Origin of the sequence: Bacillus sp. J41TS8, assembly GCF_018333035.1 — a bacterium.
GTDB lineage: Bacteria > Bacillota > Bacilli > Bacillales > Bacillaceae > Bacillus > Bacillus paralicheniformis.
In genome coordinates, this window is the sequence record NZ_BORF01000009.1 from 23584 (window position 1) to 36119 (window position 12536).

Annotated in this window: 18 protein-coding genes; 9 read left to right on the forward strand and 9 right to left on the reverse strand. The window is 46.1% G+C overall.

The genetic code is table 11. The features are described 5' to 3' along the window. The first annotated feature begins 43 nt into the window (after positions 1-43). Both KI350_RS13270 and KI350_RS13275 read left to right on the forward strand, forming a co-directional pair. Positions 44-265: a YozE family protein gene (locus KI350_RS13270; protein ID WP_020451849.1), complete on the forward strand. Its 222-nt coding sequence runs from the start codon at positions 44-46 to the stop codon at positions 263-265. A gap of 165 nt (positions 266-430) precedes the next feature. Then, the gene (locus KI350_RS13275; RefSeq protein ID WP_020451848.1) at positions 431-1111 is read left to right on the forward strand and encodes a hypothetical protein; all 681 of its coding nucleotides are present in this window, start codon (positions 431-433) and stop codon (positions 1109-1111) included. On the opposite strand, the gene KI350_RS23040 is transcribed toward KI350_RS13275, so the two are convergent. Next, a complete protein-coding gene (locus tag KI350_RS23040; RefSeq protein ID WP_020451847.1) occupies positions 1104-1238 on the reverse strand; it encodes a hypothetical protein in 135 nt (44 codons plus the stop codon). The two genes, KI350_RS13275 and KI350_RS23040, sit on opposite strands and share 8 nt — an antisense overlap. 122 nt (positions 1239-1360) lie before the next feature. On the opposite strand from KI350_RS23040, the gene KI350_RS13280 reads away from it, so the two are divergent. The 3 genes from KI350_RS13280 to KI350_RS13290 all read left to right on the forward strand — a co-directional run bounded on the left by KI350_RS13280 (position 1361) and on the right by KI350_RS13290 (position 2627). Next, the gene (locus KI350_RS13280; RefSeq protein WP_020451846.1) at positions 1361-1531 is read left to right on the forward strand and encodes a YozD family protein; all 171 of its coding nucleotides are present in this window, start codon (positions 1361-1363) and stop codon (positions 1529-1531) included. 109 nt (positions 1532-1640) lie between these two features. Continuing rightward, the gene (locus KI350_RS13285; protein WP_023857376.1) at positions 1641-2252 is read left to right on the forward strand and encodes a phosphatase PAP2 family protein; all 612 of its coding nucleotides are present in this window, start codon (positions 1641-1643) and stop codon (positions 2250-2252) included. A gap of 63 nt (positions 2253-2315) precedes the next feature. Next, positions 2316-2627: a YodL domain-containing protein gene (locus KI350_RS13290; protein ID WP_031305173.1), complete on the forward strand. Its 312-nt coding sequence runs from the start codon at positions 2316-2318 to the stop codon at positions 2625-2627. A gap of 37 nt (positions 2628-2664) precedes the next feature. Here KI350_RS13290 and KI350_RS13295 read toward each other — a convergent pair whose 3' ends face one another. The 3 genes from KI350_RS13295 to KI350_RS13305 all read right to left on the reverse strand — a co-directional run bounded on the left by KI350_RS13295 (position 2665) and on the right by KI350_RS13305 (position 4763). Then, on the reverse strand, positions 2665-2796 hold the full coding sequence (locus tag KI350_RS13295) for a hypothetical protein (protein WP_023857374.1): 132 nt from the start codon (positions 2794-2796) through the stop codon (positions 2665-2667). Positions 2797-2866: 70 nt separating this feature from the next. Further along, entirely contained in the window at positions 2867-3739 is an 873-nt protein-coding gene (locus KI350_RS13300) for a TIGR03943 family putative permease subunit (RefSeq protein ID WP_025811279.1), read from the reverse strand. 16 nt (positions 3740-3755) lie between these two features. Beyond that, complete coding sequence (locus tag KI350_RS13305; RefSeq protein ID WP_020451841.1) at positions 3756-4763, reverse strand: permease; 1008 nt, start codon at positions 4761-4763, stop codon at positions 3756-3758. A 208-nt stretch (positions 4764-4971) separates the two neighbouring features. Here KI350_RS13305 and deoD point away from each other — a divergent pair, with 208 nt between their 5' ends. Both deoD and KI350_RS13315 read left to right on the forward strand, forming a co-directional pair. After that, on the forward strand, positions 4972-5670 hold the full coding sequence (gene deoD, locus KI350_RS13310) for a purine-nucleoside phosphorylase (RefSeq protein ID WP_003182742.1): 699 nt from the start codon (positions 4972-4974) through the stop codon (positions 5668-5670). Positions 5671-5703: 33 nt separating this feature from the next. Further along, on the forward strand, positions 5704-6525 hold the full coding sequence (locus KI350_RS13315; RefSeq protein ID WP_145645777.1) for a M15 family metallopeptidase: 822 nt from the start codon (positions 5704-5706) through the stop codon (positions 6523-6525). 35 nt (positions 6526-6560) lie between these two features. On the opposite strand, the gene KI350_RS13320 is transcribed toward KI350_RS13315, so the two are convergent. Next, complete coding sequence (locus KI350_RS13320) at positions 6561-6815, reverse strand: hypothetical protein (RefSeq protein WP_145645776.1); 255 nt, start codon at positions 6813-6815, stop codon at positions 6561-6563. 94 nt (positions 6816-6909) lie between these two features. After that, positions 6910-7620: a class I SAM-dependent methyltransferase gene (locus KI350_RS13325; RefSeq protein ID WP_145645774.1), complete on the reverse strand. Its 711-nt coding sequence runs from the start codon at positions 7618-7620 to the stop codon at positions 6910-6912. Positions 7621-7779: 159 nt separating this feature from the next. On the opposite strand from KI350_RS13325, the gene KI350_RS13330 reads away from it, so the two are divergent. After that, on the forward strand, positions 7780-9177 hold the full coding sequence (locus KI350_RS13330; RefSeq protein WP_212930496.1) for a S41 family peptidase: 1398 nt from the start codon (positions 7780-7782) through the stop codon (positions 9175-9177). Between the two features lie 45 nt (positions 9178-9222). Here KI350_RS13330 and KI350_RS13335 read toward each other — a convergent pair whose 3' ends face one another. After that, positions 9223-10704 carry a sodium:solute symporter family protein gene (locus KI350_RS13335; RefSeq protein WP_145645770.1) on the reverse strand — a complete coding sequence of 494 codons (1482 nt, stop codon included), beginning with the start codon at positions 10702-10704 and terminating at the stop codon, positions 9223-9225. Beyond that, on the reverse strand, positions 10704-10907 hold the full coding sequence (locus KI350_RS13340) for a DUF3311 domain-containing protein (protein WP_020451835.1): 204 nt from the start codon (positions 10905-10907) through the stop codon (positions 10704-10706). Before KI350_RS13340 ends, KI350_RS13335 begins: the two co-directional genes overlap by 1 nt. Positions 10908-11197: 290 nt before the next feature. On the opposite strand from KI350_RS13340, the gene KI350_RS13345 reads away from it, so the two are divergent. Next, the gene (locus KI350_RS13345) at positions 11198-11803 is read left to right on the forward strand and encodes an alpha/beta hydrolase (RefSeq protein WP_065643846.1); all 606 of its coding nucleotides are present in this window, start codon (positions 11198-11200) and stop codon (positions 11801-11803) included. A 44-nt stretch (positions 11804-11847) separates the two neighbouring features. Here KI350_RS13345 and KI350_RS13350 read toward each other — a convergent pair whose 3' ends face one another. After that, positions 11848-12468 (reverse strand): nitroreductase family protein, encoded by a 621-nt coding sequence (locus KI350_RS13350; protein ID WP_065643847.1) that lies wholly within the window; start codon positions 12466-12468, stop codon positions 11848-11850. Positions 12469-12536: the final 68 nt, after the last annotated feature.

Genomic DNA, 12536 nt, shown 5'->3' on the forward strand with positions numbered 1-12536 from the left:
GCCCTGTATAATAGAACATCAAAAGAGGACAGGAGGGGAGACCGTGAAGTCTTTTTACCATTATTTAATGAAATACCGCCATCCGAAACCGAAGGACGCGATCAGCGAATTTGCGAACCACGCTTATCTTGATCACGGATTTCCCAAGACATCAACTCATTACGATGAAATCAGCTCTTACCTTGAGCTTAATGGGGATTATTTATCGTCAATGACGACATTTGATGAGGCTTGGGAGCAATATATTTCGGAAACAAAGCGATAAAAAATCCGCAGTTCTGAATAACTGCGGATTTTTTACGTTCGCCTAAAGCCGGCTGGGCTTTTCGGAAAACTCATCGGGCTTTGTAACCTTAGCCCATGCGAATTAACAGCACTCAGCATACGATAAGCGTAACACGGAAGCTTCAAGGCAAGGGGGAATCCAAATATGAAGTCAAACGCGCCTAAATTCAAAGTCGGGGATGTTGTCGTTGTCGTGATGTACGGGACGGTCGGAACGATTACAAAAGTTCATAAAATCGATAAGCATTTTTTGTATGAAGTCAATCATAATGAAGTGCTTTATTTTGAAACTTCTCTTCAGCTCTACAAAGATTATGACGGGGTCATTGTCGATACGGAAAAGCTTGATATCGAATATGAATTTTTAATCGGGGATGTCGTCTATGTAAAAGATTACGGCAAAGAATTGTTTAAAATCACCGGGCACAGAACGGAAATTTGGAGATATGTGGAGGATGGCTGGGAAGACATCATTTACGAGCTGACCCGTTTGAAAGACGGGGAATGGCTTGAAACCGAAGAAGAAGATTTAACGCTCGTTCTCAGAACTTACGAAATGGACCAGTTCGTCCATCAGCTTCTGTTTGTTCATTATGTCGGCGAAGCCGGACAAGAGCTTGATGAACCGATATCTGAAAAGGTGTTTCTGCCATTCGCGGGGGATCCCGAGGAGCATGAGCATGAGCGCAACATGGCTGTTGCTGTCGTGGATGAGCTGCTTGATATTTACAATGACTATAAAGTATTGTATGAAATGTTTCAGGATGCGGAATATAAAGAAATGATGGAGTTTGTGTTAAGCAGCCTGAAGGAATATTTCAAATGATAAACAACAAATATAAAAAGTAAGGAAAACAGCCGAACACAATCAGGCCGAACATGGCTTTCAAGACCTTCCCCAATACCAGGTCAAACCCTTCTCCGTCAAGTGCTTCAAGCGTTTTTTGGATCATTTTCTTTTCCCCTTCCGGCTTTTGTCTTGTTACGACATGTATATGACAGAGGACAAACATTATGACAAACCGGTTATAAAACCGGATGCCAGCTCATACATCAGAATAAGGAGGCGATCACAATGAAAGAAATTGAACTGATGATAGATACAGAAGAAATCGCTGATTTTTTTTATCTAGAGCTGACAAGAAGAGGCTACATACCGAGCGAGGACGAACTATTCGAAATTGCCGATATCACCTTTGATTATCTGATTGCAAAATGTATGATAGATGAGCATATAGAGGATTGAAAAAAGGGACCGGGGCGCACCTGCTCCGGTTTTTCTTATAAATTTGCCCGGCGGGGGAGCCGGGTGTAAAATGTTTAAAAACAATGACAAGGAGGCACTGATTTTTTCAATGTATAAAGCACTATTTTCAGCCGCTGTCTTTGCAATGATGGCCATTCTTATCCGCATCCCGGCGGTTCAATCGTTTGATGTGAGCGTGATACAGGCTCTCGAATCTGTCAGACACCCGGTTCTCACAGCGTTTTTTAAAGCGGTGACAGAGCTTGGGTCAAGCGGCTTCATGCTGCCGCTGATGCTTGCTTTAACCTTGGTACTTGCCGTCTATAAAAAAGCAGCGGCATCACTGTATCTTTATTTGCTGTTTTTTGTTGAAAGAACGGCCAATGAAGCTTTAAAAGGCTGGATTGCCAGAGAGCGCCCTGCGATAAACCCGCTCGTCCACGAATCGTCACACAGCTTTCCGAGCGGCCATTCAATGAATGCGGCGAGCATATATCCGTTTATCGCATATCTCTTTTTGCTCTGCATTCCTTTTTTTCAACAACGCAGCCGCGCACTTTACATGTGGACAGGCTTTATCGTCGGACTCATCGGCATCAGCCGCATGTATCTCGGCGTTCATTATATGGCAGATGTCATCTCAGGATTTTCTCTCGGTCTGGCGCTGTTTTTCATCTTCAAAAAAATTGGCGAAAAGTACCCGCTTGTTCGACAAAAGTAGTCAAAGGGATTGAGCCGCGAAGCGCCAATTGTATAAAAAAAGGAGGGATCTGTATTGCCGTTAATGTTTCAACTGTTTAAAAAGAAGCTGACACCTTATGATGTGACGATTTTTCAAACGCCTTGCTTTGGTGAAGATAAGGGATATGAAATGGTTTACAGAACGGAAATAAACGGCAGAACCCATGAAGATGTGCTGGAACGGGCATTTTCCACTTTCAATGTTTATGACACGGTGCCGAATGATTATAAGGCGAGATTCCTTGCAACAGGCGACATCGTTTTAATCGATGAAGGAAGAAAGGGAAAAACCTATTATAAACTGCTGTCTACGGGATGGAGCAAAATCAACCGCATTTTGCTGCAGTCATCGTAAAGCTGAAAAAACTGCGGAAGCGCTGTCCGCAGTTTTTTTATGTTGTATTCTTTCGTTTTCTGGCGCTGAATTCCTTTTCGTGTGCATCCTCTGCTGCGATGACGTCCTTTGTCGGGATGTGGTTGTTCTTTTTCAGACCGGTGACTCTGTTTCGCTGTTTTTTGCCCATCATTTATGACCTCCTTCCTAAAAAATAGGATGACTAAACGCCCCGCTATTTATCCAAGAGAAAGTCGTCTTTAATCTGTCATATTGATCGCGGCCGGGTAGACATACGGCTGCTTCGGCTCGCTGATCTCCTTCCATCGCTTCGTGCGGATGATCGGGATGACAGCGCCGTTATAAGATGCTTTGCCGAGCGTTCCTTCCAATTCAATCCATGTATCAGGCTGCAATTGCTCAGCGCCGCTCCATTCGGCGAGAAACCCGATCAGACTGGCGTCTGCAATGCAGTGCGTGATCATAAATCGGGACAGCACGAGCTGGCGTGCGCTCAGCCCCGCTTCCTTATGGACGAAGCCTTTGACCGTGATTTCTTTTCCAATGTAATGATCAAGACGGCTTGTCACTTCATCATAATAGTCTGCAAACATATCGTCATTCATGACAATTCGCTTTTCATGCTTAAATTGCTCCATCTTCCGGTCATACGCCGACTTCGGCATCGCTGAATCGGCGAGCCCCTGCTGAATCTCCGGTGTCATGACATGTTCCTTTTCGCCTTCGGTTTGAGGGGCGATCTCCGTTTTGGTGAGCATCGTCCCTTTATTGGCGGCGACAGACGAATTCAGTACAGCCGGGGAAAGGGTGAATCCGGTGATAAGGGGAAGCGTGATTACGCCATAATGCATCAGCCTGATGAAAAAAGGCTTTGATTCGTCATGATCATGTCCGCAGCCGCAATCTCCAGAGTGGTCATCCTTCACTGTCCAGACCCTTGTCAGCTGAATGATAAACAGAAACGCAAACACACCTGCGGCGATGAGGCTTGTGTAATCGTATTTCGGATTGATCAGCTTATTAATTTCCCCTGTGTAATGGAGCTTGAAAATAAAGACGGAAAAAGCCGCCAACACGAGTGCGCGCAAAAATTGCCGAGGCTGAAAAACCATTGGTGAAACCTCCTTTCTAAAGCAAACTGACAAATTTGATACAAACATAGACAACAACTGTGATCAGAACAGACAAACAAATGACGAACTTCGGCTTAAACGCATGCAGCATCATGACCGTATTTTTTAAATCGAGCATCGGTCCGTATACGAGAAAAGCAAGGATGGACGAAGAAGGAAACAAATTGGAGAAGGAGGCGCCGATAAATGCATCCGCTTCAGAGCACAGTGATAAGAAGTAAGCCAGTCCCATCATGACCAATGCCGAGTCGAGCATGCCCCCTCCGAACAAAAACAGCGATTTTAACGGGAGGTAGGTTTGCACAAGTGCGGCAATTAAAGCGCCGATAATCAGAAACCTTCCCATATCAAAGAATTCGTCAACAGCGTGTTTCAGCATATCAAATAGCTTTTCCGAAAAAGGGGATTGTCTGCCGGAATGGGCGCAGTGTGCAGCTGTTATGCTGCTTTCCGTTTTCAGCTGGCTGGAGCGGAACATCATGCTGATCGCAAAAGCGATGATGACCGCTGCGGCAAAACCGACAGCAACCCTTAAAACGGCCATTCGCAAATCATTGCCAAATGCCATAAAAGTGGATAAGATGACAATCGGATTGATCAGCGGACCTGTCAACAGAAAGCCGACGCCGGCGTAGATGGGAACGCCTTTTGAGACGAGCCTTCTCACGATCGGGACAATTCCGCATTCGCAAGCCGGAAAACAAGCGCCGAGCAAACAGCTGACAATTACTCCTGAAAACCTGTTTTTTGGAAAAAGCGAGCGGATGTGCTCTTCAGTCACAAAAATCTGGATGAAACCGGCGATCAATACCCCGATTAATACAAAGGGAAGAGCTTCGATTAAAATGCTGATGAAAATCGTATTCAGCTGCTGAACGGAAGCCGGAATCTGGAAGGGGAGGCCTGCGGCGAGCGATCCGCCGGCTGACACAAGGCATAGCAAAACACCGATGACAACAAGCCCGGTAAAGTCGATTAAATAACTATTAAGTGAACGAAACATCACTTTTCCTCCATCCTGAAATAGCTAATCGTAATGATTCTTTTTTAAAGGTATGCCTGTCCTTTTTTAAACATGACAACAAAAGAATGATGCCGAAGCGTTGCAGGGCTTTATTTTCTTTTTCCGCGATGTTGGTTTATAATACATATGCGAGTGGATGCTGCAATCATCATCACCAATCAGCTTTAAAAAGGCAGGAGGAATATTCATGAGCGTACATATTGGCGCAGAAAAAGGACAAATTGCAGAAACGGTGCTGCTGCCGGGAGACCCGCTGCGTGCAAAATATATCGCTGATACATATTTGGAAAACGTTGAATGTTATAACGAAGTACGGGGAATGTACGGCTTTACGGGCACTTATAAAGGAAAGCGCGTTTCCGTACAGGGGACAGGCATGGGTGTGCCGTCTATTTCAATTTATGTCAATGAACTGATCAGAAGCTATGATGTGAAAAACCTGATCCGCGTCGGATCGTGCGGTGCGATCAGAAAAGACGTCAATGTAAGAGATGTCATTCTGGCAATGACTTCATCAACCGATTCGCAAATCAACAGAGTGGCATTCGGTTCGATCGACTTTGCGCCCTGCGCAGACTTCGGCCTGTTAAAAGCTGCTTATGACGCTGCAAGTGAGCGGAACATCCCGGTTACGGCAGGGAACGTGTTTACGGCGGATCAATTCTATAATGACGACAGCCAAATTGAGAAGCTTGCCAAACACGGAGTGCTTGCGGTCGAGATGGAAACGACGGCGCTTTATACATTAGCTGCGAAATTCGGCCGAAAAGCCCTCTCCATTTTAACGGTCAGCGATCACGTTATTACCGGCGAGGAAACAACGGCAGAAGAAAGACAGACGACCTTTAATGATATGATTCTGCTGGCTCTGGATACCGCATTGTAACCAGATACATGCACTGAAAAAGGATGGATTCGAATGAACGGAAAGTACAAATACGTGACGATTGCTTCATTGCTGAGTGCAGCGGTTCTGCTTGGCACAGGATGTACCATGACTGAACAGAAGCAAAATGATACGGCTAAAACACAGAACACTGCAAATGCAAGCAAAGATGCGAAAGACCAAAAGGACGACAGCAGCCTGGAAGATCAGGAGTTCATACTTGAGAGCAAGTATTTTAATCAAATTAAAGATGTAGACGGGCTGCCGACGATTCAAAATCCGGAAAACATACTGGCGCTTGTCAATAAAGAGTACGCGCTTCCCGGTAACTATGCACCGAGCGACTTGACAGTGCCTGATGTCGCGTTTTCTTTTACCGAGGATATTGACAAGCGGTATATCAGAAAAGAAGCCGCCAAAGCGCTTGAAGAGATGTTCAGTGCCGCGAAAAAAGAAGGCTATGAACTGGCTGCGGTGTCCGGCTACAGATCCTATGACAGACAAAAAGCGATCTATAACAACGAAGTGAGCCAAAAGGGAGAAGAAAAGGCGAAAGAAGCTGTGGCATATCCGGGTCAAAGCGAGCATCAGACAGGACTTGCGATGGATATTTCCAGCAAAAGCAACGGCTTCGCCTTATCAGAGGACTTCGGCAATACGAAAGACGGACAATGGGTCGAGAAGAACGCCTACAAATACGGCTATATCATCCGTTATCCGAAAAACAAAGAAGACATTACGAAATATAAGTATGAACCTTGGCACCTGCGCTATGTAGGCAAAAAAGCAGCTAAAGTTATCCAGGAACACGACTTGACGCTTGAAGAGTATTTTAAACAAGTGAAAAAGATATAAAAGAAAAAAGGCCGATATCAATCGGCCTTTTCATATTACCAAAAAAACAAGCCTGCAAGGGCTACACCGGCAATTAGACCGAGGCCAAGTCCGTATACAGGGCCCCAACCCCACCCGCCGCCGTAATATCCGTAGGCGAATCCGGGGCCTCCCCGTCTGATCATCGGGGCGATATAAACTTTGCTTGGTGATACACGGACGATTCTTCCGACATGGACGCGGCCTCTTTTGTCGGTGATTCTCGCAACTCTGCCAACATTTTGGTGGCAAAACCTGTAATATCTGTCCACTTGAATGCTCCTTCCATCATCTTATCTATTCCTAATCAGCTTATGACGGATTTAATAGAAAAGGTTGGACGAAAGAAGGAGGACAAATGATGGTTTATAGATGTGATATAAAAATAATATGATCAAGAGAGTCCCGGTATTTTTCCAGGTAATGCAGGTGTTTTTCCATTGTTTCATAGTTTTTGTCGGAAATCGAAGGCGACAGATCCATTTCAACGGCGTCATCAGGTTCTGCTGCGTCTTCCAATAGGACAGGGATGATGTTAACCTTTGAAAATCCTTCTTCCCGCAGAACATTAACCCATTCATCCTCGGCATATAAAGCGGTGAATCCGTAAAAGTCCGTGATTTCTTTTTTGGCTTCGTCTGTCAGAGCTTTGCCTTCCTTAAGGCAGACTTCGATCGCGATCAGCGTCCCTCCAGGTTTTAAAATCCGCCGGATTTCCTGTAAAGCGGACCGGATATTTGTGAAGCTCAGCACAGATTCAGATAATACACAGGCAAAGCTTTCAGACTGAAACGGCATTTCCTCGAGGGGAGAGTGGACAACCGGAATGGATAGCTGTTCTTTTTTAAAACGCTGTTTGGCTTTATCGATCATGACCGGGTCGGCGTCAAGGGCAGTGACAGGAAACAGCAGCTGCCCCAAATAAGCGGCGGTCTGGCCGGTTCCGCAGCCTGCATCAAGAATCGGCTGCTCAGGGTCGAGGCCGGCTTTGGCGAGCACTGCCTTTGACAGGGACATCCCGCCGGGATGAGCGGATGAGACGCCGAAGCTGGCGAGCATGTCTAAATAATCGCTCAAATTGAAATCCCTCCTTTTTTGTATGCATATGCAAAAGCGGAATAATGGTTGAAAAACGATCGAATGCCAGCAGCCCGGAAAATCGGACCCTGAGTGATTCGAGTTGACGAATAAAGATTCGTCCATGATAATATGGTAAGAAGAAAAGGTGGTGTTCGTTTGAAACAGCAGTTAAAACTCTTTTTGGCTGTATTGATTACGGCTGTCGCCGCCTCCGCACTGACGCTATATCTGGCGGGCAAAGGCAGCGGCGGTTCAGTATATTCCGCTTCAGACTCCGAGAAATTCGAAAAGCTGATGGCGGCGTACGACAAAATCAAGAGCGACTATTATCAAAATGCAGACGATGAAAAGCTGACTGACGGGGCGATTAAAGGGATGCTTGGAGCTTTGGATGATCCATATTCAACATACATGGATAAGAAAGAAGCTAAAAGCTTTGAAGAAAGCATTACCTCTTCTTTTGAAGGAATCGGCGCCCAAGTAGAAGAAAAAAATGGACAAATTCTAATCGTCGCGCCTATTAAAGGATCTCCCGCAGAAAAAGCCGGCTTAAAGCCGCATGATGAAATTCAGAAAGTGGACGGCAAAAGTGTAAAAGGCAAGACCGTCAACGAAGCGACAGCAATGATCCGCGGCAAAAAAGGCACGAATGTCAAGCTTGTTCTCAACAGGGGAGGCGTCGGCCAAATCGATGTTACGATTAAGCGGGATACGATTCCGATCGAAACGGTGTACTCCAAAATGATCGACGGCAACATCGGTGAAATCCAAATTACGTCTTTCTCTGAAAATACCGCAAAGGAACTGACAAAAGCCATTGATGACTTGTCTGAAAAAGGTGCGGAACGATTCGTGCTTGACCTCAGAGGCAATCCTGGCGGCCTGATGGACCAAGCGATTATGATGAGCAACCTGTTTGTCGATAAAGGCAAAACCATTATGCAGGTTGAATCCAAAAACGGAAAAAAAGAAGTGTACAAAGCTGAGAAGGAACGAAAAGTGAACAAGCCGACCGTCGTTCTCGTCAACGGAGGAACGGCAAGCGCCGCTGAGATCATGGCCGCAGCACTTCACCAGTCTTCAGGCATCCCGATTGTGGGTGAAAATACGTTTGGAAAAGGAACGGTTCAAAATGCGGAGAGCTTCTCCGACGGATCGACCGTCAAGCTGACGATTGCCAAGTGGCTGACGCCAAATGGAGACTGGATTCACGAAAAAGGAATCAAACCTCAATATAAAGCAGAGCTCCCAAGCTATGCCAAACTGCCGTACCTGGATTCCAAAAAAGAGTATAAGGCAGGCAGCACCGGAGACGAAGTGAAAGCCGCCCAGCAAATGCTCCAAGCGCTCGGCTATAAGCTGAATGCGACAGGGGCATTCGACGCACAGACGGAGGCTGCCGTTAAGGCTTATCAAAAAGACCAAAAGCTGAAAGCGACAGGCATCCTAACGGGCGAGACGACAATCAGCATGACAAGCAAGCTGCAAGATAAGCTTGCCGACAATGATACGCAGCTAGATAAAGCGATTGAGATCTTAAAAAAAGAGAAATAAAAGAAGCCCTTACGCTCACACGGAGCGTAAGGGTTTTTTTAGTAATCAAGCGCTTTTTTGCACATTCTTCTTAGTATGGAACAAATAGTTGATCACAGAATTGTGTTTTACATTTTTCACAAATAACGGATTCAACAAGACAACAGTCAAAAGGTTGGCGGCAAGCCCCCAGAAGCCTTCGTAAATGCCGAAAGTGGCTCCTGTCAAATAAACGGTAAATGTAACGGCAAGGCCGATGAGGAGACCGATGATCGTCGCTTCCTTCGTCTGGTTTTTCCAGAACAGGCTGATGACGATGGCAGGGAATATCTGCACCATGCCTGATACACCGAGAAGCTGAAGCGTTACAAGCGCTGCCGGGAACAGCATTCCGAATAAAAGGGCCAAGCCGATGACGACGAATACCATCGAGCGGGTGATGATCGTCAGTTTTTGTCCTGAAACGCGGGGGTTGATCAAATCGCGGTATAAATTGTTAGCGAACAGGTTGGACGCCCCAATCGCCATAATCGAACACGGGATCAGACTTGCCAGGGCAATCGTTGAATAGGCGAATCCTTGCGTGACGCCGCCGTAGGAACTTTGAATTAAATACAGCAATGCAAATCTCGGATTAATGTCATCAGGAAGTACGAGAAATGCGATAAAGCCTAAGAAAATGACTAAAATCAATACAATATTGTACAGCGGCAGAAACATACTGTTCTTTCTGAGTGCATCCGCGCTGTTCGCCGTGAAAACGCCTGTCGCCGCATGGGCCCACATGAACAGAGCCAACGCGGAAACGATCGATGCCGTGATGAACCAGGCGATTCCGCGAGGTCCGTCAGAAGGGATTGTCAGCATATGCGGCGCTTCATTTGCCAGCTTGTCAATCATCGGCGTCCAGCCGTTAAAATGGATGAGCGGCAACGAAACGACCATAAACAGCATCATCACCCAAACTAAAATGTCTTTAATAATGGCGGTATATGTAGGACCTTTGATGCCGCTGAAAAACGTATAAAGCGCGACAAGGACGAACGAAATGATTACGACGACATTGACGTTAATAAACCCTGTACCCGCGACTTGAAGCGTATCCTGAATTCCGCTGAGCTGCAGGCAGATATACGGGATCAGCATTAAGACGCCGACAATCGCAACAAGCGAAGACAGGAGCTTGCTGCTGAAGCGTTCCCTTGCGTAATCGGCCAGCGTTGTGAGCTGGTGTACTTTCGCCACCTTCCAAATCTTCGGCAGAAAAAAGTAGGCGATGAAATAGGCCAAAACCGAATAAGGAATCGCGAAAAAAGCGACGCTTCCGCTTGTAAAAGCGGTGCTTGTCAATCCTAAAAACGTGTAAGCCGTATACAAGTCGGCACCTACAAGAAACCAGACGAGCAGCCCTCCGAACCGCCTTCCGCCGACGGACCACTCTTCAACCGATTTCCGCGACTGCTTATTGCTGCCGGCGATAAACCCGATACAGACCACGGTCAAAATAATGCCGGCGGTAATGAGGAGCGCGGTTAAATTTCCCTGCATCACTCATAACCTCCGTTTCTTTTCTCAAATCTGTAAATCGCAAATGTGATCATCGGTGTCAGCACAATCCACAGCACCAGCCAAAAATGAAAAAATGGAAGTCCGAAAACGATCGGATCAATCCGGTTTACAAATGGCAGCAAGGCAAGCTGCCCGATAAAAGGGATGATGAACAGAACCCATTTAAAAAGCTGTTGATTCACCTTTTTTCCTCCTTTAGCGATTTTAATGTTCATAATCATAGCAGTTGTCAGATTTAATCACAAGATAATTATTAGAAAAAAGTGATTTTTTAAATTATTTAAACAGCCATTCTGACTTGCATATTCGAAAGTATAACTTTACAATAATTAATATCTCGAATTCGAGATAAAACAGAATGAAGGGGATCACCACACAGGAGAGGCGAACGGGGGCTTTTTGATTGATGAACCGCTGGAAAGACTGGCGCAATGACATCGCGAAAACAAAATGGGAAAAGGAGTGAAAGGAAATGAATCATATATATGAGAAAGGGAATTCTGATACGACCCTGTTGTTATTGCATGGAACAGGGGGAAACGAACACGATCTTCTGCCGATCGGCAGGATGATTGATTCCGATGCAAATTTGCTCGGAGTCAGGGGAAATGTGCTGGAAAACGGAATGCCCCGGTTTTTCAGGCGCTTGAGAGAAGGGGTGTTTGACGAGAAAGATTTGATCGACCGGACGGATGAATTAAAAACGTTTTTAGATGAAGTCGCAAATGAATTTCACTTTGACAGGAGCCGGGTAGTCGCAATCGGCTATTCAAACGGCGCCAATATCGCGGGAAGTCTCCTGTTCCGTCATGAACGTGTACTGAAAGGGGCGATTTTGCATCATCCGATGGTTCCGTTTAGAAATCGCAAGCTCCCTGATATGACAGGCCTGCCCGTGTTCATTGGAGCCGGCAAAACAGACCCTCTCTGTCCGCCCCAGGAATCAAGCGAGCTTGCCGGCTATTTCACAAACGCCGGCGCCCAAGTGCTCCTTCACTGGGAAAGCGGCGGCCATCAGCTGACACACAGCGAGATCGACCAGGCGAAAATCTGGTATGAAAAGCATATAAAAGCATAAAAATAAACCTTAGTCCTTTTTGGGGACTAAGGTTTTTAGCATGTTTACAGCCATGTAGATACGTCAGACACATCAAAACGATTGCTTTTGTGTGCAGGTTTGACCGGTTTTCCGATCGAAATCAGCATGACCGGTACATAGCGTTCATCGATGTTGAATTCTTTCACGAACGCTTGCTTGTCAAATCCGCCCATCGCGCATGTGTCATAGCCCATTGCTTTAGCTGCAATCATCAGCTGCATGGCCGCGAGCGATGCGTTTGTAAAGGCAGCGTCTCTTGCAAATCCGCTGTTTTGATAAGCGCCGTTGATTTGTCCGAGCAGCGTGTTTTTAATGTCTTCGGTCATATAACCTGCTTCTGTCAGAGGCCCGTATACGGCTTCACCGTTCAGGTTCGCTTGTAAGTCTCCAAGCACAGCTACAACCGCAGATGCCTGGCTGACTTGTTTTTGGTTGAACGCGATTGGAAGGAGCTTATCTTTTGATTCCTGGCTGTGGAAGACTGTAAAATGCCAGTGCTGCAGATTCCAGGCTGACGGAGCCTTTGTTGTGACGCTCAGCAGCTTTGTCAGCTCCTCTTTGGAAATGGAAACGCTTGTGTCATATTCTTTAATCGAAGTACGCTCTTCCAGAATGTTGAGAGCGGTGTTTTCTTGTGAAGACATGTGACTTCCTCCTTTGGGCTAAACATGTTATGATAGAGTCAGACAAAAAGTTAGAAACTTACTTTTTG

What these genes read in the sequence shown, in the direction of transcription:
- KI350_RS13275 (WP_020451848.1), top strand. Translation starts at nt 431, where the DNA reads ATGAAGTCAAACGCGCCTAAATTCAAAGTCGGGGATGTTGTCGTTGTC.
- KI350_RS23040 (WP_020451847.1), bottom strand. Translation starts at nt 1,238, where the DNA reads ATGATCCAAAAAACGCTTGAAGCACTTGACGGAGAAGGGTTTGACCTG.
- KI350_RS13280 (WP_020451846.1), top strand. Translation starts at nt 1,361, where the DNA reads ATGAAAGAAATTGAACTGATGATAGATACAGAAGAAATCGCTGATTTT.
- KI350_RS13285 (WP_023857376.1), top strand. Translation starts at nt 1,641, where the DNA reads ATGTATAAAGCACTATTTTCAGCCGCTGTCTTTGCAATGATGGCCATT.
- KI350_RS13290 (WP_031305173.1), top strand. Translation starts at nt 2,316, where the DNA reads ATGTTTCAACTGTTTAAAAAGAAGCTGACACCTTATGATGTGACGATT.
- KI350_RS13295 (WP_023857374.1), bottom strand. Translation starts at nt 2,796, where the DNA reads ATGGGCAAAAAACAGCGAAACAGAGTCACCGGTCTGAAAAAGAACAAC.
- KI350_RS13300 (WP_025811279.1), bottom strand. Translation starts at nt 3,739, where the DNA reads ATGGTTTTTCAGCCTCGGCAATTTTTGCGCGCACTCGTGTTGGCGGCT.
- KI350_RS13305 (WP_020451841.1), bottom strand. Translation starts at nt 4,763, where the DNA reads ATGTTTCGTTCACTTAATAGTTATTTAATCGACTTTACCGGGCTTGTT.
- deoD (WP_003182742.1), top strand. Translation starts at nt 4,972, where the DNA reads ATGAGCGTACATATTGGCGCAGAAAAAGGACAAATTGCAGAAACGGTG.
- KI350_RS13315 (WP_145645777.1), top strand. Translation starts at nt 5,704, where the DNA reads ATGAACGGAAAGTACAAATACGTGACGATTGCTTCATTGCTGAGTGCA.
- KI350_RS13335 (WP_145645770.1), bottom strand. Translation starts at nt 10,704, where the DNA reads ATGCAGGGAAATTTAACCGCGCTCCTCATTACCGCCGGCATTATTTTG.
- KI350_RS13345 (WP_065643846.1), top strand. Translation starts at nt 11,198, where the DNA reads ATGAATCATATATATGAGAAAGGGAATTCTGATACGACCCTGTTGTTA.
- KI350_RS13350 (WP_065643847.1), bottom strand. Translation starts at nt 12,468, where the DNA reads ATGTCTTCACAAGAAAACACCGCTCTCAACATTCTGGAAGAGCGTACT.